Below are 20,903 nucleotides of genomic sequence, written 5' to 3'. Positions count from 1 at the left end.
TGGTGAACAAAATAATTTGGAATTGCCATGCTGAATTTTGAGGAATTTATATTGCATTTATTTTTTTCGCCTAAAAAATTTTCAATAATGTTTAAAGTTTAATTTCGCCTCCAATACTAGTTGTGTCACTAGTTTGAATAAAATATATAATTTTTCGGAAATTCATTTCTATTGACAGTACGAAAACTAGCCCGTATAATCCAACTTTGTATTAAGGAGGCGTTATTTTCATGTCAAATCATTCCATGAAAAGCCAGTTCTTAGGATCATTGAGGAATAAGCAAACAGGAGTCCGAATTATATCAGTAGTCCTGTTTGTTTCTGTAATTGCATTCGTTCTTTACCATGGGACGAAAACTCCCGTTATGTTTACTGCGAACGGTGAGACATCAAAAGTTTACACACACGCAACTACGGTTGATGAGCTTTTAGCAGCTCAGAATATAGATTTAACGAAGTATGATAAAGTATCACCCTCACTGAGTACCAAGATTGATAGTGGAATGTCAATCAAATGGGAACAGGCAAAAGAAGTAGTAATTTCAGTTGATGGAAGTCAGTCAAAAGTTTGGACAACTGAAAATGTAGTGAAGAACATTTTGGAAGAAGCAAATATTGAAGTAACAGAGCATGATCTTGTATCACAAAGCTTGGATACAGAAGTAGGAGCAGATAACAAAATCGATATTCAAAAGGCGTTTCAGTTAACGCTTGTCGATGGCTTAGAGAAGAGACAAGTATGGTCCACTTCGACTACGGTCGCTAACTTTTTAAAACAACAAGAGATTCAGTTAGACGAATCTGATCGGGTCGACAAAGATTTGGAGTATGTTATCACCCCAAATGATAAAATCGCAGTTGTTCGCGTAGAAAAGGTTACCGATGTAGTGGAAGAATCAGTAGATTTCGCAATTGAAAAGAAAAATGATTCTTCTTTATTGAAGGGTAAAGAAAAAGTTGTAACAGAAGGTAAAAAGGGTAAAGTGGAGCGTACGTACAGTATCGTAAAAGAGAACGGTAAAGTCGTATCGAAAAAGGTGGCTTCCGAAAAAGTATTGGAAGAACCGAAAACAGAAGTCGTATCTGTAGGTACAAAAGTTGTCACTGCAAGCGTTTCCCGTTCCGGTGAACCGGCTTCGGGGAAAGAATTTTACGTAGAAGCGACAGCATATACACCATATTGTGCAGGCTGCTCAGGTATTTCGGCGGCAGGTATTAACCTGCGCGCAAATCCGGAATTGAAGCTGATCGCGGTTGATCCAAGCATCATACCATTAGGCACAAAAGTATGGGTAGAAGGCTATGGCCATGCTGTAGCAGGCGATACAGGCGGTGCGATCAAAGGGAATAAAATCGATATTTTAATGCCGACAAAATCCGAAGCATATAGCTGGGGGCGTAAAAAAGTTCGCATTAAAGTATTAAAATGATTTATATGTGCTGTTGTTTTTAACCCTGCTTTATTTAAGTAGAACGCTAAAGCATCGGACTGAAACAATGGCATCTTCCAAAATGTATAATAGCTTTCTCGCTTGTTGACTGCTGGCGGGGAAGCTTCTTTTCGTACTAAAGGAAATTATAAATTCTTTTCTTCCTCACAAATCATGTGTTGAAGTATCAAGACACATTCTATGGTAAAATAGCGAAAGACTATGTTAGAAATGAGGAACGTTTCTTGGATATACAAGAGATTATTGTTGTAGAAGGAAAAGACGATACAACAGCAATTAAACGTGCAACAGGGGCGGATACGATTGAAACGAATGGCTCCGCAGTTTCAGATGAAGTATTGCGCCGGATTGCACATGCACAAAAGAAGCGAGGCGTCATTGTATTTACGGACCCTGATTACCCGGGCCGTCGCATTCGCGCCATTATAGAAGAGCGGATACCAGGTGTGAAGCATGCGTTTTTAGTAAAGGCAAAAACAATTGCCAAAAACGGTAAAGGTTTAGGGATTGAACACGCAAATGATGAGGATATCCGTGAAGCATTAAGCAATGTTTATACATTGGCGGATTCCCAAATTGAAGAAAAAATTACACTTGAAGATTTAATGACAGCCAAACTGATCGGCCACCCGCAATCCAAAAAGCGACGCGACCAGCTAGGTGAAATTTTAAATATTGGAATGACAAACGGCAAACAGCTGCATAAACGATTGAGAATGTTTCAAATAACAATCGAGCAGTTTGCAGAAGCAATTTCGCAATTAGATCAGGAGGATACGCATGCATAAAGACATCGCGACACCGATTCGTACGAAGGAAATTTTAGAGAAATACGGATTTTCGTTTAAAAAGAGTTTAGGTCAAAATTTCTTGATTGATCCGAATATATTACGCAATATCGTCAGCCATGCAAGCTTAACGGAAAATAGCGGGGCGATTGAAGTCGGTCCTGGTATTGGCGCATTGACAGAGCATTTAGCGCGGGATGCGAAAAAAGTAGTATCATTTGAAATAGATCAACGCCTATTGCCTGTGCTGGAAGATACGCTAAGCCCTTATGATAATGTGAAAATAGTGCATTCAGATATTTTAAAAGCAGATGTAGCGAAAGTGATTGCAGAAGAAATGCCAGGTATTGAAGATATTATGGTTGTAGCGAACTTGCCTTACTATGTAACAACACCGATTTTAATGAAGCTCTTAAATGACCGTTTGCCGATTCGCGGCTTTGTAGTCATGATGCAAAAGGAAGTGGCCGATCGCATTACGGCAAAACCAGGTACGAAAGCATATGGTTCGTTATCGATTGCGATTCAATATTATGTAACCGCCGAAATTGCGATGGTCGTTCCAAAAACTGTATTTATGCCACAGCCTAATGTGGATTCAGCTGTTATTCGATTAATAAAGCATGAGACACCGCCAGTAAAGGTAATCGATGAGGATTTCTTATTCGAAGTGTCACGCGCCTCGTTTGCGCAACGCCGTAAAACAATTTTAAACAATTTGCAAAATGGGCTTGTGAATGGCAAGCAAAATAAAGAACGTATCGTTCAGGCGCTTGAAGAGGCAGGAATCGACCCAGCTCGCCGTGGTGAAACACTGACAATTCAAGAATTTGGTAAATTATCCGATTGCTTGTATCCAAATTTTTGTGTTCGACAATAATGTGAATTTAGGACTAAAAAATTCAAAAAAACTTTAGAAAAAAGTTGACGACTTTGTATAGCGGTGATAAAATATTATATTTTATTGACATTTTAATTACATCATGGTATACTATTTTACAGTGAGGTGTATGCGAAAATGCCAAAAACGTTAGCAGACATTAAAAAGTCATTAGATAGTCATTTAGGTAAACGTTTGCAATTAAAAGCAAATGGTGGTCGCAAGAAAACAATTGAATGCGAAGGCGTCTTAAGTGACACTTATCATGCAGTGTTCGTCATTGAACTAAAGCAAGAAGATAATGCGTGCAAGCGCGTTTCTTACAGTTACACAGATATACTTACCGAAGCAGTAGAGATTACTTTTTTAGATGATGCTGTAGCTACCATCAAATAGTTTTTCTAGTACTTATTTTAATATTTTAAAAAAAGCGCTCATTATAAGTGAGTGTTTTTTTATTTTTTGCACATGCTAAAAGCGTCAACGAAAAAGGAGGTTTTTTGCATGGCAAGACAAAAAATCATGTCGAGTCGTCTAAAGGAAGAGATTGCAAAAGAACTTGGATTTTATGACGTAGTTCAACGTGAGGGCTGGGGCGGTATTAAAGCCCGTGATGCAGGAAACATGGTGAAGCGTGCGGTTGAAATGGCGCAGGAAAGCCTGGCTGAACAATCAAGGCAACACAACCAAAAATAAGTTGACGCAAAAGATGGCACCATCGTAGGCATCCGCTTACGGTGGTGTTATTTTAATTTACCATTCAGCTGAGAAAAATGCGTTGTATGAGCAGTAAATTGCAAAGAAAAGTGAAAGCTTTCTTGCATAATACGCGGCCTCCGTATGGTAAAATAGGAACATTAGAATTTAAATCGCGTATTTGCATATATGCGTGCCTTATATAGTAGGAGGAATATTCAATGTTATATGTAAAAGCACCCGCAAAAATCAATTTAACCCTTGATGTGCTTTATAAACGTCCTGACAATTACCATGAAGTGGAAATGATTATGACGACAGTCGATTTAGCGGATCGAATCGGACTGGAATCGCGTGCAGATGGCCAAATCAAAATTGTTTCGACAGATAATTTTGTTCCGGATGACCAAAGGAATTTTGCATATCAAGCAGCAGAGCTAATAAAAAGTACATACGGCATTAAAGAAGGAGTCACGATTTCCATCGAAAAGCAAATTCCGATAGCGGCAGGTTTAGCCGGCGGGAGCAGTGATGCAGCAGCTACATTGCGCGGGCTGAACGAACTTTGGAATTTAAACCTGTCGTTGGACGAGCTAGCAAAGCACGGGGCAAAAATCGGTTCGGATGTGTCATTTTGCGTATATGGCGGTACGGCATTGGCTACAGGACGAGGGGAGCAAGTTGAAGAATTACAAGCGCCTCCAACTTGCTGGGTCGTATTAGCAAAGCCGAAAATCGGAGTTTCTACAGCAGATGTGTATGGCGGATTAAATATAGAAGGATTGCAGCATCCTAATACAAAGCAAATGATACGGGCAATAGAAACGAATGATTACGAATTAATGTGTGCTTCACTTGGAAATGTTTTGGAAACTGTAACATTTAAGCTGCATCCAGAAGTGATTACGATTAAAGAACAAATGCAGCGCTTTGGAGCGGATGCCGTTTTAATGAGCGGCAGCGGTCCGACAGTATTTGGATTAGTGGAAAATGAGGCGCGTGTCAGCCGCATTTACAATGGGCTGCGCGGTTTTTGCGAGGAAGTATATGTAGTACGTATGTTAGGGGAACGAAATCCACTTGCATAAAGGCGTATAATTATGGTAATTTGACTATTAAACATTCGTATTTTAATTATTAATATTTGGGAGAGGATCGCATGAAATGGAAGCGTAGTGAACGCCTTGTAGATATGACTTATTATTTGCTTGAGCATCCACATCAGTTGATCCCGCTAACTTATTTTTCTGAGCTTTACAGTTCTGCAAAATCTTCAATTAGCGAAGATTTAACAATTGTGAAGGAAACATTTGAAGAAAAAGGAATTGGGCTTTTAATAACCGTCCCTGGCGCAGCAGGCGGTGTTAAATATATCCCTAAAATGGCGGAACAGGAAGTTCTTGAAGTAATTGGGGAATTTATGGTGGAATTAGGTCAATCGGATCGATTATTGCCTGGTGGCTATTTGTTTATGACGGATCTTTTAGGAAATCCGGAATTAATGAATCGTGTCGGTAAAGTATTTGCAAGTGTCTTTGCGAATCAGCAAATTGATGTTATTATGACGGTTGCGACAAAGGGGATTTCAATTGCCCATGCGATTGCAAGACATTTGAATGTCCCGGTTGTTGTCGTACGGCGTGACAGCAAAGTGACGGAAGGATCAACAGTAAGCATTAATTATGTATCCGGATCTTCTCGTCGTATACAAACGATGGTTTTATCGAAGCGCAGTATGAAAAGCGGGCAGCGTGTATTAATTACCGATGACTTTATGAAAGTCGGCGGCACGATGAATGGCATGAAGAATTTACTAGAGGAGTTCGATTGTGAATTAGCAGGGATTGCAGTATTAGTTGAGGCACAGCATGCTGATGAAACTTTAGTAGATGATTATTATTCTTTAGTAAAGTTACAAGAAGTGAATGAGAAAGATCGCACTATTGCATTAAGTGAAGGTAATTTTTTTTCAAAAGGAGAGAAATTAAAATGAAAACAGTTTCAACAACAAATGCGCCGGCAGCAATCGGTCCATATGCACAAGGAATCATCGTAAATAATATGTTTTACTCTTCAGGGCAAATTCCACTTACTTCTTCAGGAGACCTCGTTGATGGCGATATCGGGGCACAAACACATCAAGTATTCGAAAACTTAAAAGCCGTTTTGGCAGCAGCCGGATCTTCTTTGGACAAAGTTGTGAAAACGACTGTATTTATGAAAGACATGAATGACTTTGCAGCAATGAATGACGTTTATGCTTCTCATTTCGGCGAGCACAAGCCAGCGCGTTCGGCAGTAGAAGTTGCACGTCTGCCAAAAGACGTGAAAGTAGAAATTGAAGTTATTGCATTGGTAAAATAAATATTGATTTAGCGGGCGTGTCAGAAGTTAAAAACTTTTAGCACGCCTTTTTCATGTAAAATTTAAGTGAAATATTACTAATTTGCTACAAAAATGCAGAATATTTCATTAATTTTAATAATTATAAAAATTGTAGATAGAAAAAAATTACATTCTATTGTATTCTATTGATAAATGGTGCAAATTTAGAAATTAAATGTATGAGAGAAGGGAAATAGTCTTTTTTCTCGAATACTAAAAACTAATAAATGCATCTAAGCACAGGAGGGTATTCATAATGGAAGTAACTGATGTAAGATTGCGACGCGTTCAAACGGATGGACGTATGCGCGCAATTGCCTCGATTACACTGGATGATGAGTTCGTCATTCATGATATTCGTGTAATTGATGGAAATGCGGGTTTATTTGTAGCAATGCCAAGTAAAAGAACACCAGATGGCGAATTCCGAGATATCGCACATCCGATCAATTCAAATACGCGCAATAAAATCCAGGAAATTGTTTTGGAAGCTTTTCATGCATCCACTGAGGAAAATACAGATGATGCATTGGAATTAGAAGAAGCGAATGTGTAAGGAATATTTAGGGGGTCACTCAAATTGAGGAGGCTCTTTTTTTGATTTTAAGGAGATTCATAGACGTCGCAAAAATATAGAATGATGCAAATTTTATATGCTGGAAGATCAACTATATTAAACAAAGCAAAGCTCCCCTTCAATTGTTTCCGACAATTGGGGGAGCGATCATTACTGCCTGATAGACGGAATTATTCTGTCACAGGCTGTACGGGTGTTTTCTTCAGCTCTGGATGCGCCATTTCCACGATTGATGGGCGAAGCAATAATAAAACCAAACCTGTTAAAATAAGCCCGCTTACGAATAAAACATGCTGGGCCGGCAAAATATCATATAGCACACCGTACATAAGCGTTCCCACAGGCATCGCACTCATCGACATCATCTCAATAATGCCGAACACACGGCCGCGATATTCCTCATCAATGGATGTTTGGAACATCACCCCAAGCGGCGTATTTGTAACAACACCTAATGAGCCAAATATGAACATAATAATGAAATAATAAATGAAGTTAAATGTGTTTGATAGCTGTAAAACGAGCGGCAAACCTGCAAGAATCACGATTAATGATGTAATTAAAGTTGAACGTTTTACAAGCTGCAGCGGGTACTTAACATTTGCACGTGATGCAAAATAAAGCGATGTTACCAACACTCCGACCGCACCCCCAGCCTCTGTAATACCGATGAGCTTTGGATCAAGTTTTAATAATGTTAATAAAATATAGTCTCCGCCAACATTGACAGACATGAAAAATAAATTCAGCCATAATGCCACCCATAAAATGGCTTTGATAACAGGCTTTTTATTGACATAACGAAAGCCTGCCTTGAAGCTTTCAAGCATTGTTTCCTGTTTTACATCTGTTCCTGTTGCATGCTTTTTAAAGAGTTCAAAATCCATTGTGGCTTCTAATGTGATCGTAATAACCGCTGCGATAATAAAGATGAAAAGGAAAATCTCCATCGAAACAAAGCCGAATAGCATACCGCCGAAGATTGGGCCGCTGATGCCTGAAATGGAATATGATAATTGGTTGAAACTCATAGCTTTTTGCAGGCGGGCCTCATCTACCAAGTTGGCAATCGAAGCGGAGAACGCAACGCTTGTAAATGTGCTGAAAATGCTGTTAAACACAGTTGCCGTATAAACGGCGATAAGCGATAAACCAAATTCATGTGTGTATAAAAGCAGGGTTGATACAGTCAAAATAACACCGGCTTGCCCTCCAAGCACAAGCCTTTTCCGGGAAACACGGTCACCAATCAGACCTGCAATAGGCGAAACAATGGTACGGGGCAAGTAGCTTAAAATAATATTAAGCGCGAAGCTTAACGAAGAACCTGTCATTGAAAGAATGTACATACTGATACCAAAGCTATAAACATGCGATCCAAGCGAACCAATCATTTTGCTCACTAAAAATGTGTATAAATGATAAGTCGCTTTTTTTAATTTACCGTGATCTGTCATATACAAAACCCCTTTTGTTTAATCTTATTAAACTTATAATACGAAATTGAAATGGATTTCGCAACAATAAAATTTAATTTAATTTAAAAAAATTGAAAATTTAACTCTAAATTATTATTCAAAAGTTTATTTAAATTAAAATTATTTATTTCGGAGGGCGGATTTGGTACACTGTTTTTAGTGAGGTGGCGACGTGATCAATATAGGTGAAAAAATTAAACAGTTGCGCAAAGAACGCAAAATGACGCTCGCACAGGTAGCAGGGACTCGTTTGTCAAAAGGGATGCTAAGCCTGATTGAAAATGGCAAGGCACAGCCGTCGATGGAAAGTTTGCAGCATATCGCAAAGCAGCTGGGCATTGATGTGGCAGAATTGATGCAGTCAAAGGATACGCAAGAGGTGAAGGAATTTTATTTAAAAATCGAATCGCTTGCCGCGCAGTTGAACAAATTGTATGAAGAAGCCGACCATCGTGAAAAGAGCGGGGAAATTTATACGCTTATAGGGCCTTATATTGCCGGGAACAAGCTAAACGGCAGCACATATGAGGAAATTCGCTTAACGGAACTGTATTATTTAATGCGCCATTATTTGGACATTACGCCTAATATGGACGGCTTTGTACAATGTATTGAGCGCTATAAACAAATTCATGTGTATTCAAAGGTGGTAAGCGGCTATCGCCGTTTAGGCAGTATCGAATTCCAGGTTCAAAAATACGAGCAATCGATTAATTGGATGCAAAAAGGTGTTCATTGTATTGAGCAGTTTGGCGCATTTGTCGGGGAAATTGAAAAGCTTGATTTATATTATAATTTAACGGTTGTTTATGCGGCGCTCAATAATGAGGAGCAATCAGAGAAGTATTTACAGCTGGCGCTGAAAATTGCGCATGAGGAGAAAATTTTATATCGCATGAACGATTTTTACCGCTATTTGTTTTTCATTCATGTAATGAAAGGCGAGGGTGAAAAGGCGCTCGATTATTTAATGAAAATTCAGGCGTTTTCGGTCATCCTGGAAGATCCGATTGATTTGGCTATTGAAGGATTATTGCAGCTTGCCTACTGGAACTATATCGAAAAAGCATATGAAAAGGTCATTGCAACCCCGTTCAATTACTATGATGCTAAAGGAAATATAAAAATGCAGCTTGATCAATTTATAAAAGGCGAAAGGGCTTTTGCTTACTATCAGTTGCGGCAGCTGGACGAGGCTTCTGAACTGTTGTCGGATATTGAAGGACCGAAACTGCATCACCACCCATCCGATGCATCGCGTTTATACCGCTCGTTTGCAATCCGCGCACTTTGTCTTTTTGAAAAAGGCGATGCGGAAAAAGCCAAGCGCGATATTTTGTATGCGGCAAACGGTGTGAAAGATTATGCCCCGTCACTCGATAAGGCGTTTATCGATGAGGCATACGCGAAAATTATGTAATATTATGAACCCATTGCCCGGAAATTTGCGAGTGATGGGTTTTTCTTTTATGTCTTAGTCCTTTCCATTTGAATCAATGAGTAAGATTGCGCAAATAAATAAAAACCGACGGAATTATAGAGGGAAATCACTCAAAAAAGGACAGCGTTATTTGGGAAAAAGAAAAGAGACTAAACTTCTACAAATATTTTAAATTCAAACATTTGTCAAGTCTGAATGCCTTGAAAAGATTGTGAATTTACTATATAGTCATAAGAGAAAATGAGCTAAAATGGAGGACTTGTAATATGACAAATATTTTTGCGGTCGTATTGGCTGCTGGTCAAGGTACGCGAATGAAGTCCAAATTATATAAAGTGCTTCACCCTGTATGCGGTAAGCCAATGGTAGAACATGTAATAGAACATATTGGCTCACTAAATGCAGAACGTGTCGTAACAGTTGTAGGACATGGCGCTGAGCTTGTACAAGAAACACTTGGGCATAAAAGCGAGTATGTTCTTCAAGAAGAGCAGCTTGGTACGGCACACGCGGTACAGCAAGCGGAGCCAATTTTAGGAGGACTTACAGGAACTACACTTGTCGTATGCGGAGATACTCCTTTAATCCGTCCTGAAACGATGCAGGCGCTACTCGATCACCATACTTCACAAAGTGCAAAAGCCACTATTTTGACAGCGGTTACACATAACCCGACTGGCTATGGCCGGATTTTACGTAACGAAGATGGCCAAGTATCGCAAATCGTTGAGCAAAAAGATGCTACATCTGAACAACAGCTTGTAAAAGAGATTAATACAGGTACGTATTGCTTTGACAATGGGGCACTGTTCGAGGCGCTCAAGCAAGTAAACAATGAAAATGCGCAAGGTGAATACTATTTGCCGGATGTCATTGAAATTTTACAAAAGCAAGGGGAGGTCGTTGCAGCATATGTAACGGACAACTTCGACGAAACGTTGGGTGTCAATGATCGCTTTGCTTTATCACAAGCTGAAGAACTGATGCGTGCTCGTATTAATGAGCGTCATATGCGCAATGGTGTAACAATCATTAATCCCATTTCTACACATATTAGTGCAGATGCAGTAATCGGCAGTGATACAGTTATCTTACCTGGTGTCATCATTGAAGGAAAAACGGTTATTGGCGAAGATTGTAAAATTGGTCCAAATAGTCACATTGTGGACAGTCAAATTGGCAATGCAACAACAATTCATAGTTCGGTCGTGTTAAACAGCCAGGTAGGAAATGAAACAGCGGTAGGTCCGTTTGCTCATTTACGTCCTGATTCTTCATTAGGAAATCACGTGAAAATCGGTAATTTCGTTGAAGTGAAGAAGAGTAAGTTAGGTGATGATACGAAAGTGTCTCATTTAAGCTATATTGGTGATGCAGAAGTCGGCAGCAATGTTAACATTGGCTGTGGATCTATTACTGTGAACTACGACGGTAAAAATAAATTCAAAACAATTATTGAAGACGATGTATTTGTAGGATGTAATTCGAACTTAGTAGCGCCTGTGACACTGAAAAAAGGTTCATTTATCGCTGCAGGCTCCACAATTACTAAAGAAGTTCCGGAAGATACGCTGGCAATTGCCCGTGCTCGTCAGGAAAATAAGCTAGGCTATATGAGTAAATTAAATTCAAAATAAAATTATTTAAAATACAGGAGGCCATCATGCCGTATCAATACGCTGACTCAAAATTAAAAATCTTCTCATTAAATTCCAACAATCCCCTTGCAAAAGAGATTGCAGATGAAATGGGTGTAGAACTAGGAAAATCATCTGTAAAACACTTCAGTGACGGAGAAGTCCAAATTAGCATTGAAGAAAGTATTCGAGGAATGGATGTATTCATCGTTCAATCTACTTCTGCTCCTGTTAATGAGCATTTAATGGAACTTTTAATTATGATTGATGCTGTTAAACGTGCATCTGCTCGTACAGTAAACGTTGTTATGCCTTACTATGGCTACGCACGTCAAGACCGTAAAGCAAAAGCGCGTGAACCAATCACTGCTAAATTAGTAGCAAACTTACTTGAAACTGCCGGTGCAACTCGTGTCATCGTATTAGATTTACACGCACCTCAAATCCAAGGTTTCTTCGATATTTTAATCGATCATTTAGTGGCAGTACCACTGCTTGCTGAACATTTCGGTTCAAAAGACTTTAACGAAGATGAATTAGTCATCGTTTCTCCAGATCATGGGGGTGTAACGCGTGCACGTAAAATGGCGGAGCGTCTAAAAGCCCCAATCGCGATTATTGATAAGCGTCGTCCGAAGCCGAACGTAGCGGAAGTCATGAATATTGTTGGTAATGTGGAAGGTAAAATATGTATTTTAATCGATGATATTATCGATACGGCAGGTACAATTACGATTGGTGCAGAGGCATTAATTAAGAGCGGCGCAAAAGAGGTTTACGCATGTTGTTCACATCCGGTATTGTCTGGTCCGGCAATCGAGCGTATTGAAAATTCTTCAATTAAAGAGTTGGTTGTCACAAACACAATTCAATTAAGCGAAGAAAAACTTTCTCCAAAAATTAAGCAATTATCTGTTGCAAAATTAATGGCGGATGCAATCTCTCGCGTTTATGAAAACAAATCAGTAAGTACATTATTCGACTAATCAAATCAAAAAGCCTGGGAATTCAATTTCCCGGGCTTTTTTTGACTCCTCTTTAAGTAAGCATATCTGTTTCGAATATTTGCAAAAAATCTGGCAATTGATTATGTTTAAATTATGCAGAGATAGGGAAAACATATCTCTGTACTACTATTTAAGGGGGACGATGGAAGATGACTACAGTATTACAAGCCAAAAAGCGGGACACTGGGAAACGTTCAACATTAACCCAACTTAGAAAAAATGGTCAGCTAGCAGGTGTGCTTTATGGCTATGGAACAGAAACTACGCCGATTTCGCTGGATTATAAGGAAACGGCAAAAGCAGTACAAGCCTACGGTTCCACAAGCGTGTTTAAAATTGACGTAGAGGGGAAAAAAGTGAATGCAGTGCTCACTGACATTCAGCGTGATGCCCTTAAAGGCCATGTAAAACACGTTGACTTCCTTGCAATCAATATGAAAGAAGAGCTCGAAGTGGATGTTCCAGTAGCATTAGTCGGAACTTCAGTTGGTGTGAAAGAAGGTGGGGTATTAACTCAACCGAATCATACATTGAAAATAAAAGTAAAACCAAGCGATATTCCAGATACAATAGAAGTCGATGTATCCGAATTAGCAGTTGGTGAGGCGTTATCCGTGGGTAATGTTCGTGGTCAATTTACCGGCTTTACGATTATAGAAGAGGATGATTACACATTGGCAACGATAACACCGCCAGCGCCGCCAGTTGAAGACGCCGATGCAGAAAATGTTACGGCGGATGATGTTGAGGCAACGGGAGAAAAATTATCGCCAGAAAGACCAGGACGAGAAGATTAAGGAAATATTGCAGAGCCGCTCTATTATATAGGGCGGTTTTTTCATTGTTAAGGAAACTATAGATTCTGGCATTGAAGATAACTTTACAAAAAGTGTTGTACCGGTTCAGGCAAACCGCGCCAACCCCTCGCACCTTTTGGCTCCTCCGTGCAAAAGAAGGACGTGGAAAAACTAAGATTATTTAAATTTTTTAATGAAAATAAGCCCTCCCTATATCAATTTAGATAAAATTACCATTTATAGGGAAATTCTGGCTCTCCATTAAGTTATGGGATTTTTTCCGTCTATTTATTGGAGTGGGCACTTAAACAGATTCCTCAACCGTTAACAGCGGCTCCCTTTGTCTCAAATTTCGGGAATCCGCCTCTTTTTTTCGGTCACCATCTTGCCGCTTCGCTTAAAATTCGCATAAATTTTCCTCGGGGATATTCAGCTAACGAATAAAATATTAGACATATTTCTTAAAGAAACGAGACCGATTGTTATGCCAGTAAAAAACTGTTAATTGAAATGGAAGCCCTGAATAAAGAAGACAGATTTCCAGCGCCCTCTGCAAAAGTTGTGGAACGTTTACTTTTGCGTGGGGTCCTCCAAAACTTGCGGCTCACACGATGTAAGTCATTGGGGGTATGCCACTCGACGCGGTGTTTTGCCCACTCGGAATTGAAAGGGCGCTTTTGTTCGTTATCTTTTTTTCAATTGCTTCCACACGGTGCGATGTATGCAGGCTGATTTCCTCTTAAAAATACCTTTTAAAAAAACTTCGACATCCGAAAGAAAATCAGTATAATGGGATAAAGATGAGTAAATATTAAGAAAATTAGAGGCCGTTATGAGAACACATAATGAAAAAATGAGCATTTATCATGGGATGGCATCTGCTGTTGCTCAAAATATGTCAAATAGCTATATCCCAATCTTTGCGATGACGATACTTGGTGCGACTAACTATCAAGTAGGCTTGATTAGTTCGCTTCCACCATTAGTTACGCTCTTAATGACACTACCGGCTGCAATTTTACTGAACCGGGCGATTGAGCAAAAAAGATTAGTGGCGTTTTCAGTATTAGCAGCAAGATTTGTATTTTTATTAATCGCATTTGTAAGCTATGTGCCAGGCAGTTTTGGCTCCTGGCTATTACTTGGGCTGATTGCGGCGATGAGTATCCCGAACACGATGGCGAATATGGGATGGCAGACATTTATCGGCAATATTATAGAAGACCATAGGCGGGCACAATTTTTCAGTGACCGCAATCGACTGCTTACGATTGTTGGTCTGGTCGTTACATTAGTAATTGGTATTGTCATGAGAGACGCAACCGCAAATGCGATGACATATCAAATTCTATTTATGTTTACATTTTTAATCGGGGTTGTGGAATTGATTTTTTTAATGAAGCATGATGAACCGATCCGGGAAGTGAATAAAGAAAAGAAGCGTGCAATGAATTGGGTAATTTTCAAAGATAATCAATACGTACTGTTTTTGGTAGTTGCGCTCGTTTTTAATTTTGGCTGGCAAATGGCATGGGGATTATTCAATATTTATAATATTCGTTATGCTGAAGCAACCATTTTCTGGATCAGCATGTTTAATGTCGGCAGCATGGTTGCACAAATTTTTTCATTTTCATTATGGCGGAAATGGTCGCAAAAACACGGGAATATGCGTGTGTTTGTCTGGGTAGCCTTTGGGATGTCGACGGCCCCGCTGCTTACGGTTTTATCAACGAATCATTATTATTTGGTCGTGATGTTTGTACTGTCAGGATTCTTTGTATCCGGGACCGTGCTGATTTTATTTAATTTGCTTTTGGAAAACTCTCCGGAAGATGTGCGCACGTATTGTATTACAACTTACAATGTGCTGCTTGCCGTCATAGCTTTTATTTCGCCGCAAATAGGCATTTGGCTGCTCGAAACTTATTCGATGCAAATTGCGATGTATTTATCGACGGCGATGCGCTTTTTAGCAGCAGTTGCGTTTTTTGTGCTGTATATTGTCAGGAAAAAGCGAAAGGTTTCATTATCGCAGCAGTAATCGACGATACATACTTTTAATTGAAATATATGATAAAATAAAGGCGATTAGAGAAAAAGGATGCGATTACTAGTGAAATTAATTATTGGTTTAGGGAATCCTGGGAAACCATATGAACATACACGCCATAATATAGGTTTTGATGTGATTGATGAATTGGCAAATCGGTGGAATGCGCCATTAAATCAAACGAAATTTAATGGTATGTATGCAATGGCCCATCGTCCTGAAGGAAAAGTCATTTTATTGAAGCCATTAACATATATGAATTTATCAGGAGAATGTGTTCGTCCTTTAATGGATTATTTTGATATAGAAATTGAAGATATTATTGTTATTTATGATGATTTAGATCTGGAAACGGGTAAATTAAGATTACGCGGCAAAGGAAGTGCTGGTGGACATAACGGGATTAAGTCATTAATTCAGCACTTAGGGACACAGGAATTTAATCGAATCCGTGTCGGAGTAAGCCGTCCGCCAGCAGGCATGAAAGTTGCGGATTACGTATTGGCCAAATTTTCAAAAGAGGATCAGCCAATTGTAAAAGAAGCTGTCGAAAAGAGCTGTGACGCTATTGAAACAGCTTTAACAAAGCCGTTTTTAGAAGTGATGAACAAATTTAACGGCGCATAAATTAATCAAATAATGGTTAGACTTTAATATACATAAGTGTTTAAAGGAGGCCATGGGAGATGCCTGTACGCTACCGCTGCAGACATTGTGAGGTAGAGATTGGTACTTTGCCTTTCAATGCAGAAGAAACGGTTCAAAAGCTTCATTTATTTGAAATAGGTGAGATCGATGACTTCATAAAGAAAGATGAACGGGGAGAAACGACCGTTTATAGCATTTGTGAACACTGTGAAGAGTCATTGCGTCAGTTTCCCGATTATTATGCGCTAAAAAAATGGTTACAGTAAAGGAGTTGCTTTGGTCGTATATAGTGCGCCAAGGCTTTTTCCATTTACATATTCGTTTCATTGAAAAGAGGAAGGGGATTATGCGTGGATACAATTCATCAATTATTTAAAAAAGATAAGCAGATTGATAATTTTATAGAGCAAATAAAGAAAAACATAGCTAATGACAACCTCGTGACAGGTTTAACAGGCAGTGCAAGGCCGGCATTGATTCATACGATTTATCAGGAGACGAATAAACCGATTTATATCATCTCGTCAAACTTGCTGCAAGCACAGAAAATGCTCGATGATTTAAGTGCATTAGTCGGCGAGAATCATGTGCATTATTACCCGGCCGAGGAATTTATCGCAGCGAATATGACGATTTCTTCGCCTGAATTGCGTGCACAGCGTATTGCGACATTAGGGAGATTGGTCAATAAAGAGCGCGGCATATACATTATCCCAGCGGCCGGGCTGCGCAATATGCTGAATGCGCCCAATGATTGGAACGGGTACGAGCTTTCAACAACTTTAGGCAAGGATATCGAAATTGCATATTGGTTAAACAAGCTCGTCGAAATGGGCTATATACGAACGGAAATGGTAACAACACCAGGCGAATTTGCGATGCGTGGGGGAATTTTGGATATTTACCCGCCATATGCGCAAAATCCGATACGAATTGAATTGTTCGATACAGAAGTGGATTCGATTCGCACGTTTTCTGCGGATGATCAGCGCTCTATCGATAAATTGGATAGTATAAAAATTTTGCCTGCAACAGAGCTGCTCCTTACGAAGGATGAACGAATCGCACTTGCGGAGCGTTTAGAAATAGCACTGGCAGCTAGCTTGAAAAAGGTCCGTAAACAAGAAACGCAAGAGTTGCTTATGCAAAATATCGAACACGATATTGAACTGCTTCGCCATGGCCATTTACCAGATCATATCGCGAAATACGGATCCTTATTATTCGGCAAGCCGCACTTTTTAGGAGATTACTTCCTGAGGGACGGCCTTATTTTGTTTGATGAACTGGGGAGAATCCAAGAGGTGATGGAAGCATGGGAGCGGGAGGAAATGAATGGTTCATCTCGCTGATTGAAGAAGGGAAAATGCTTCATGAGGTAAAGCCTTCGCATTCATTGAAAGAAGTGCTTTCAATGTTAGTACAACAGAAGATTTATTTTGCGCTGTTTACCCGCACATTTGCAGGGGTCACAATCAAAAAGACGGTCAACTTCTCATGCAAACCGATGCAGCAGTTTCATGGACAAATTGCTTTGCTGCAAAATGAAATCGAGCGTTGGGCACAGGAAAAGTTTATTGTTTTATTTACGGCAAATTCAGAAAACCGCATAAAGGCAATGCAAAATTTGCTGGATGACTACCATATCGCATCAACGATTGGCTATGCAGAGTCGCCGGGCATTTATTTGGTGAATACCGCATTGTCATCAGGCTTTGAACTGCCACTGCAAAAAATAGCAGTCGTAACAGATGATGAGCTATTTAAGCAACAGGCGAAGAAAAAATCGCGTCCACAGCAAATGACGAATGCTGAGCGTATTAAATCATATACCGAAATTAAGCCAGGTGATTATGTTGTTCACGTGCATCACGGCATCGGGAAATACATCGGTATCGAAACACTTGTCGTAAACGGAACACATCAGGATTATTTACATGTGCGCTATCGTGAAGATGATAAATTGTATGTGCCCGTCGATCAGATCGAGCTGATTCAGCGCTATGTGCCATCAGGCGAAAAAGAACCAAAGCTTCATAAACTTGGCGGAACGGAATGGAAAAAAACGCGTACGAAAGTTTCGAATGCTGTACAGGATATTGCCGATGATTTAATAAAGCTGTATGCAAAACGCGAAGCAGAGAAGGGCTTTGCATTTTCTCCGGATTCAGATGAACAACGGAGCTTTGAGGCAGCTTTCCCATATGAGGAAACAGAGGATCAATTACGGACGATTGCCGAAGTGAAGATAGATATGGAACGCGAACGCCCGATGGATCGCCTCGTTTGTGGTGATGTAGGCTACGGGAAGACCGAGGTGGCGATCCGTGCCGCTTTCAAGGCGATTTTGGATGGCAAGCAAGTAGCCTTTTTAGTGCCGACAACGATTTTGGCGCAACAGCATTACGAAACGATCTCAAAGCGTTTTGAAGACTATGCGATCAATGTCGGGTTATTGAGCAGGTTCCGCACGAAAAAGCAGCAAACGGATACATTAAAAGGTTTGCGTGAAGGAACGGTCGATATGGTGATCGGTACACATCGCATTTTATCAAAGGATGTTGTATATCAGGATTTAGGCCTGCTTATCGTTGATGAGGAGCAGCGTTTTGGTGTGACGCATAAAGAGAAAATTAAGCAATTGCGAACGAATGTCGATGTTTTAACATTAACAGCGACACCCATTCCGCGTACACTTCATATGTCGATGGTTGGAGTACGTGATTTATCTGTAATTGAGACACCTCCGCAAAACCGTTTCCCTGTCCAAACATATGTGATGGAGCATAATGGAGCGCTCATTCGTGAGGCGATTGAACGTGAAATGGCGCGCGGTGGACAAGTGTTTTATTTATATAACCGTGTAGAGGATATTGCAAGACGCGTGGAGGAAATTCAAATGCTCGTTCCTGATGCGCGTGTTGCGTTTGCGCATGGTCAAATGACTGAGGCAAAGCTTGAATCGGTTATTTTATCGTTCATTGATGGGGAATATGATGTGCTCGTGACGACGACAATTATTGAAACAGGCGTCGATATTCCGAATGTCAATACATTAATCGTCCATGATGCAGATCGAATGGGTCTTTCACAGCTTTATCAGTTGCGCGGGCGTGTTGGTCGCTCGAACCGAATTGCGTACGCATATTTTATGTATGAGCGGGACAAAGTGCTGACGGAAGTGGCGGAACAACGGTTGCAAGCGGTAAAAGAATTTACAGAACTCGGCTCGGGCTTTAAAATTGCGATGCGTGACTTGTCGATCCGCGGTGCGGGGAATTTACTTGGTGCCCAGCAACATGGCTTTATTGATTCCATAGGCTTTGACTTGTATTCGCAAATGTTGGAAGAGGCTGTGGAAGAACGCCGCAGCGGTGTGAAAAAGGAAGAGAAGCAAGAAATCGAAGTTATGCTGCATATCGATGCCTATATCCCGGATGCGTATATTCCGGATGGCTATCAAAAAATTCAGATGTATAAGCGAATTAAAGCAATGGAACGGATAGAAGATTATTTGGAAATCATAGATGAATTGCAAGATCGCTTCGGAGATTTACCGGTGGAAACAGAGAGGCTTATGCGTATTGCGCGCATGAAAGTGTGGGCTGCCGAGGCTGGCGTGCTTTCGATTAAAGAAAAGCAGCAAACAGTATCAATCATCCTTTCAGAAGAAGGAACAGCCAATGTAAACGGCGCGCAAATTGTGGAGCAATCGATGGAATTCGGCCGTGCAGTCGGATTTGGCATGGAAGGGGCGTATCTCGTGATAACAATAGATTATCATAAATGCGGCAATCATCTACCATTCGATGTCGTAGAAAAAATGATGCAACTTATCGTATCCGCGAAAAAAGATTCATAAAAAAAGAGAAGGGATGTTAAAAGTTTTTGCGCTTTAACATCCCTTCTCTTTTATGAGCGGAAACAAGTAATGGATTAAAGGATAGTCTGTTGGACACTATAATGTACACCGCCCGAATAATTTAAGCGCTGAAATAGTTCCTCGCGATTACGATGTTCCTGACGCAAACCTAATAATTGCTTTTCTCTCGTAGTGGAAGCAGAAATGAGATCACGTTGTCCATTCGGTTTTTCCAAATAGCGTTTAAAAATTCCGTTTTCAAATTTGGAAATCGCAACGTCGCGTTCTTTTAATAAATTTGGATAAAAAGCTAAATGTGTGCCTGCGTAATATTGCTGCTGACGATATGCGTCGGGTGTAGAAGTAACTCGATCCACTTTTAACATTGTAAGCACCTCCAAAAAGAGTTATCTTAATTCTTTATTTCCGTTCTCATAAAAACAAAACTTTAATGGCATGAAACCGTTGTAATTTCCTATTTCCCATCGTTTTAAAGTAGGCAATAAATATCACTTTTGAAAAAAGCAAGACGAGATTTAAGTTTTTTATTACTTTGCATTGATGCATAGTTTCATGTTTTTCTTACCATACTAGTAGCATCATGCTGTGAATTGATGTGAAAGTGAGGGAACATAAACGATGAAAGCAACAGGAATAGTTCGCCGCATCGATGATTTAGGTCGTGTTGTTATCCCAAAAGAAATTAGAAGAACACTTCGCATTCGTGAAGGAGACCCGTTGGAAATTTATACGGACCGCGAAGGAGAAGTGATTTTAAAAAAGTATTCACCGATTAACGACTTAGGTGAATTTGCACAACAATATGCGGAATCATTATTTGAAACATTAGGTACACCAACATTAATAAGCGACCGCGATGAAATGATCGCCGTTGCAGGTGTTTCCAAAAAGGATTATGTCACGAGACGTTTAACGGTTTTTGCGGAAGATATTATAAAAAACCGATCACCTGTTAGTGAAAAGCTGGAAATGTCGATTGAACTTGTAGCTGGACAGTATGAACAAGTGAAATCATATTGCATCGTGCCTATAGTTTCGAATGGGGACCCAATAGGCGCTATTTATTTAATATCAAGAGCGCATTTCATCGGAGAAATTGAACAAAAGACAGCAGAAACCGCAGCAAATTTTTTGGCGAAGCAAATGGAAAACTAAAATCATGTAGAAGCGTCCATATGAATG

19 protein-coding genes and 1 pseudogene are annotated in these 20,903 nt (G+C 40.0%); 18 read left to right on the top strand and 2 right to left on the bottom strand.

Going from position 1 to position 20,903, the window contains the following annotated elements; genetic code table 11:
- Positions 1–230: 230 nt before the first annotated feature.
- From ACTHOQ_RS13775 to spoVG, 9 genes are all read left to right on the top strand, one after another.
- A complete protein-coding gene (locus tag ACTHOQ_RS13775) occupies positions 231–1,430 on the top strand; it encodes a ubiquitin-like domain-containing protein (protein ID WP_440496722.1) in 1,200 nt (399 codons plus the stop codon).
- Between the two features lie 245 nt (positions 1,431–1,675).
- Positions 1,676–2,239 carry a ribonuclease M5 gene (gene rnmV, locus ACTHOQ_RS13770; protein WP_440496721.1) on the top strand — a complete coding sequence of 188 codons (564 nt, stop codon included), beginning with the start codon at positions 1,676–1,678 and terminating at the stop codon, positions 2,237–2,239.
- Entirely contained in the window at positions 2,232–3,119 is an 888-nt protein-coding gene (gene rsmA / locus ACTHOQ_RS13765; RefSeq protein ID WP_440496720.1) for a 16S rRNA (adenine(1518)-N(6)/adenine(1519)-N(6))-dimethyltransferase RsmA, read from the top strand. The genes rnmV and rsmA overlap by 8 nt, the downstream gene beginning before the upstream one ends.
- Positions 3,120–3,257: 138 nt before the next feature.
- Positions 3,258–3,515 carry a biofilm formation stimulator Veg gene (veg, locus tag ACTHOQ_RS13760; RefSeq protein ID WP_008408296.1) on the top strand — a complete coding sequence of 86 codons (258 nt, stop codon included), beginning with the start codon at positions 3,258–3,260 and terminating at the stop codon, positions 3,513–3,515.
- Between the two features lie 108 nt (positions 3,516–3,623).
- The gene (locus tag ACTHOQ_RS13755) at positions 3,624–3,815 is read left to right on the top strand and encodes a small, acid-soluble spore protein, alpha/beta type (RefSeq protein ID WP_440496719.1); all 192 of its coding nucleotides are present in this window, start codon (positions 3,624–3,626) and stop codon (positions 3,813–3,815) included.
- Between the two features lie 221 nt (positions 3,816–4,036).
- The gene (gene ispE, locus ACTHOQ_RS13750) at positions 4,037–4,903 is read left to right on the top strand and encodes a 4-(cytidine 5'-diphospho)-2-C-methyl-D-erythritol kinase (protein WP_440496718.1); all 867 of its coding nucleotides are present in this window, start codon (positions 4,037–4,039) and stop codon (positions 4,901–4,903) included.
- A gap of 71 nt (positions 4,904–4,974) precedes the next feature.
- The gene (purR, locus tag ACTHOQ_RS13745) at positions 4,975–5,808 is read left to right on the top strand and encodes a pur operon repressor (RefSeq protein WP_440496717.1); all 834 of its coding nucleotides are present in this window, start codon (positions 4,975–4,977) and stop codon (positions 5,806–5,808) included.
- Positions 5,805–6,179: a RidA family protein gene (locus tag ACTHOQ_RS13740; RefSeq protein ID WP_440496716.1), complete on the top strand. Its 375-nt coding sequence runs from the start codon at positions 5,805–5,807 to the stop codon at positions 6,177–6,179. The genes purR and ACTHOQ_RS13740 overlap by 4 nt, the downstream gene beginning before the upstream one ends.
- 277 nt (positions 6,180–6,456) lie before the next feature.
- The gene (gene spoVG / locus ACTHOQ_RS13735) at positions 6,457–6,756 is read left to right on the top strand and encodes a septation regulator SpoVG (RefSeq protein WP_440496715.1); all 300 of its coding nucleotides are present in this window, start codon (positions 6,457–6,459) and stop codon (positions 6,754–6,756) included.
- A gap of 191 nt (positions 6,757–6,947) precedes the next feature.
- Here spoVG and ACTHOQ_RS13730 read toward each other — a convergent pair whose 3' ends face one another.
- Positions 6,948–8,234 (bottom strand): MFS transporter, encoded by a 1,287-nt coding sequence (locus ACTHOQ_RS13730; RefSeq protein ID WP_440496714.1) that lies wholly within the window; start codon positions 8,232–8,234, stop codon positions 6,948–6,950.
- A 193-nt stretch (positions 8,235–8,427) separates the two neighbouring features.
- Here ACTHOQ_RS13730 and ACTHOQ_RS13725 point away from each other — a divergent pair, with 193 nt between their 5' ends.
- The 8 genes and pseudogenes from ACTHOQ_RS13725 to mfd all read left to right on the top strand — a co-directional run bounded on the left by ACTHOQ_RS13725 (position 8,428) and on the right by mfd (position 19,700).
- Positions 8,428–9,675, top strand: a complete 1,248-nt coding sequence (locus ACTHOQ_RS13725; RefSeq protein ID WP_440496713.1) for a helix-turn-helix domain-containing protein — start codon at positions 8,428–8,430, stop codon at positions 9,673–9,675.
- Between the two features lie 287 nt (positions 9,676–9,962).
- Positions 9,963–11,333 (top strand): bifunctional UDP-N-acetylglucosamine diphosphorylase/glucosamine-1-phosphate N-acetyltransferase GlmU, encoded by a 1,371-nt coding sequence (gene glmU / locus ACTHOQ_RS13720; protein WP_440496712.1) that lies wholly within the window; start codon positions 9,963–9,965, stop codon positions 11,331–11,333.
- Positions 11,334–11,359: 26 nt separating this feature from the next.
- Positions 11,360–12,319, top strand: a complete 960-nt coding sequence (locus tag ACTHOQ_RS13715) for a ribose-phosphate diphosphokinase (protein WP_440496711.1) — start codon at positions 11,360–11,362, stop codon at positions 12,317–12,319.
- A gap of 170 nt (positions 12,320–12,489) precedes the next feature.
- Positions 12,490–13,137 (top strand): 50S ribosomal protein L25/general stress protein Ctc, encoded by a 648-nt coding sequence (locus ACTHOQ_RS13710; RefSeq protein ID WP_440496710.1) that lies wholly within the window; start codon positions 12,490–12,492, stop codon positions 13,135–13,137.
- Positions 13,138–13,969: 832 nt separating this feature from the next.
- The gene (locus tag ACTHOQ_RS13705) at positions 13,970–15,181 is read left to right on the top strand and encodes an MFS transporter (RefSeq protein WP_440496709.1); all 1,212 of its coding nucleotides are present in this window, start codon (positions 13,970–13,972) and stop codon (positions 15,179–15,181) included.
- 72 nt (positions 15,182–15,253) lie between these two features.
- A complete protein-coding gene (gene pth, locus ACTHOQ_RS13700) occupies positions 15,254–15,817 on the top strand; it encodes an aminoacyl-tRNA hydrolase (RefSeq protein ID WP_440496708.1) in 564 nt (187 codons plus the stop codon).
- 59 nt (positions 15,818–15,876) lie between these two features.
- Entirely contained in the window at positions 15,877–16,104 is a 228-nt protein-coding gene (locus ACTHOQ_RS13695) for an anti-sigma-F factor Fin (protein WP_440496707.1), read from the top strand.
- Between the two features lie 84 nt (positions 16,105–16,188).
- Positions 16,189–19,700: pseudogene (gene mfd / locus ACTHOQ_RS13690) on the top strand (transcription-repair coupling factor).
- A 74-nt stretch (positions 19,701–19,774) separates the two neighbouring features.
- Here the strand turns inward: mfd and ACTHOQ_RS13685 are convergent.
- Entirely contained in the window at positions 19,775–20,086 is a 312-nt protein-coding gene (locus ACTHOQ_RS13685; RefSeq protein WP_440496706.1) for a hypothetical protein, read from the bottom strand.
- Between the two features lie 253 nt (positions 20,087–20,339).
- On the opposite strand from ACTHOQ_RS13685, the gene spoVT reads away from it, so the two are divergent.
- A complete protein-coding gene (gene spoVT / locus ACTHOQ_RS13680; RefSeq protein WP_440496705.1) occupies positions 20,340–20,876 on the top strand; it encodes a stage V sporulation protein T in 537 nt (178 codons plus the stop codon).
- Positions 20,877–20,903: the final 27 nt, after the last annotated feature.

It is taken from the genome of Solibacillus silvestris (genome assembly GCF_051967575.1).
GTDB lineage: Bacteria > Bacillota > Bacilli > Bacillales_A > Planococcaceae > Solibacillus > Solibacillus silvestris_B.
Note: the sequence above shows the minus strand (reverse complement) of the source record. Positions and strands in the feature narration are given on the sequence as shown.